Origin of the sequence: Mycobacterium sp., assembly GCF_050701675.1 — a bacterium.
Classification (GTDB): domain Bacteria; phylum Actinomycetota; class Actinomycetes; order Mycobacteriales; family Mycobacteriaceae; genus Mycobacterium.
In genome coordinates, this window is record NZ_JBOGDD010001015.1 from 1 (window position 1) to 1,928 (window position 1,928).

The window sequence follows — 1,928 nt, forward strand, 5'->3', positions numbered from 1 at the left end:
GGTCGGCGCACCGCACGAGAACGACGCATTCCTGAATTTCGCCACCCGCTGGATCGCCACCGGCGGAGCCGGTACTCAGATCACAGCCTGAACAGGGACGAGACACGATGGCTTCCTTCACCAGTACGGCAAGAGAGACGTTCGCGGCGTTCAAGGAACACCAAGGGCAGATTCTCGACGCCGACCTCGACGCCTTCTGGGAGACCCTGTCCCCCGCGACGATCGAGTTCATGATCGGCGAGTGGAAGGGCGGCGAATTCCCCACCGGCCACCGCGCGAACGGCTTCATGGAGCGCCTCAACTGGTTCGGCAAGACGTTCCACTCGGCGTCGGACGCCAAACCTCTGGTCTGCCTGGACGCCGAGGGGAACAAGTTCTCCAACGTCGAGGCCATGAAGGGCGAAGCCAGCCTGTGGCTCGAAGACTTCCGCGGCGAGGTGACCGCGTCCATGGTCTACGACGGGGCGCCGGTGCACGACCACTTCAAGAAGGTCGACGACAACGCCGTCATGGGCATCATGAACGGCAAGGGCTCGCTAGACGACAGCTCGGGATCGCCGCGTCATCTGTACTTCTACCTGGAACGGCTTTAGCCCCTATCGTCAACCGGATGAGGACGCGCGTTCTTGTCGCTGCGGCGACCTTCGTCGTCGCAGGCGTCATCACGGGCTGCGATCGCACCACACCGGGAACGGTGGCGATGACCACCGAGCCGGGGGGATCCACCCGCATCTCGACGTCGTCGCGGCCCACCACGTCGTCACCGCGGACGTCGACGCCGCGAACCTCGCCAGGAGCTCCCCCCTCGGGGGATGCCCTCGACGTGACGTGCAAGGAGTACGCCGGCCTCGACGAGGCCTCCCAGACCGCGCTCATCGAGGAGATCCTCAACGATGAGACCTCGATGCTCGGGCCTGGCGACGCGGAGATCGCGAAGTCCCTGGCGGACGCCGTGTGCACCTTCCTCCCGACGAGCAAGGTGAGCGAGGTCCTGCTCGGCGAACCGCCGCCGTAGGCCCGTAGCCTTTCGTGCCATGGGCGATGCATACGAATCCCTCACCGTCGACATCGACGACCACGTCGCGCAGGTGACACTGACGGGTCCCGGCAAGGGCAACGCGATGGGTCCCGCGTTCTGGGCCGAACTGCCATCGACGTTTGCCTCACTGGACGCCGATCCCGACGTCCGCGCGATCGTGCTCACCGGGTCGGGCAGGAACTTCAGCTACGGCCTCGACCTCGCCGCGATGGGCGGCACCCTGGCACCGGTGCTCGCCGACGGCGCGATGGCCAAGCAACGCACCGAGTTCCACACCAAGTTGAAGGCCATGCAGGGCACGATCACCGCGGTCGCGGATTGCCGCACCCCGGTCATCGCCTCGGTGCACGGGTGGTGCATCGGCGGCGGCGTCGACCTGATCTCGGCCGTCGACATCCGCTACGCCAGCGCCGACGCCAAGTTCTCGGTGCGCGAGGTCAAGCTCGCAATGGTCGCCGACGTGGGCAGCCTGGCGCGGCTGCCGCTGATCCTCTCGGAGGGACACCTGCGGGAATTGGCTCTGACGGGCCGCGACATCGACGCTGCCCGCGCCGAGAAGATCGGCTTGGTCAACGACGTGTACCCCGATGCCGACGCCTCGCTGGCCGCCGCCCACGAGACCGCAAGGGAGATCGCCGCCAACCCACCACTGGTGGTCCAGGGCATCAAGGACGTGCTCGACGAGCAGCGCATCGCCCGGGTGACGTCGAGCCTGCGGTACGTCGCGGCGTGGAACTCGGCGTTCCTGCCGTCGCAGGATCTGAGCGAGGGCATCACCGCGATGTTCGCGAAGCGGGCACCCGAGTTCAAGGGCGAATGACCTTGGCGTACCCGCGAACTCATCGCGGGCAGAGAGCGGTGGCGGAGGGATTTGAACCCCCGGACGGTG

Annotated in this window: 3 protein-coding genes; all 3 read left to right on the plus strand. The window is 66.8% G+C overall.

Going from position 1 to position 1,928, the window contains the following annotated elements; all coding sequences use genetic code 11:
• Positions 1-107: 107 nt before the first annotated feature.
• The 3 genes from ACRDUX_RS31215 to ACRDUX_RS31225 are packed head-to-tail and all read left to right on the plus strand — an operon-like array spanning position 108 to position 1,859.
• Positions 108-593, plus strand: a complete 486-nt coding sequence (locus tag ACRDUX_RS31215) for a DUF4334 domain-containing protein (RefSeq protein WP_526419776.1) — start codon at positions 108-110, stop codon at positions 591-593.
• A 17-nt stretch (positions 594-610) separates the two neighbouring features.
• The gene (locus ACRDUX_RS31220; protein WP_526419778.1) at positions 611-1,015 is read left to right on the plus strand and encodes a hypothetical protein; all 405 of its coding nucleotides are present in this window, start codon (positions 611-613) and stop codon (positions 1,013-1,015) included.
• A gap of 19 nt (positions 1,016-1,034) precedes the next feature.
• On the plus strand, positions 1,035-1,859 hold the full coding sequence (locus ACRDUX_RS31225) for a crotonase/enoyl-CoA hydratase family protein (protein WP_526419780.1): 825 nt from the start codon (positions 1,035-1,037) through the stop codon (positions 1,857-1,859).
• The last annotated feature ends 69 nt before the right edge of the window (positions 1,860-1,928 follow it).

What these genes read in the sequence shown, in the direction of transcription:
- ACRDUX_RS31225 (WP_526419780.1), top strand. Translation starts at nt 1,035, where the DNA reads ATGGGCGATGCATACGAATCCCTCACCGTCGACATCGACGACCACGTC.
- ACRDUX_RS31215 (WP_526419776.1), top strand. Translation starts at nt 108, where the DNA reads ATGGCTTCCTTCACCAGTACGGCAAGAGAGACGTTCGCGGCGTTCAAG.
- ACRDUX_RS31220 (WP_526419778.1), top strand. Translation starts at nt 611, where the DNA reads ATGAGGACGCGCGTTCTTGTCGCTGCGGCGACCTTCGTCGTCGCAGGC.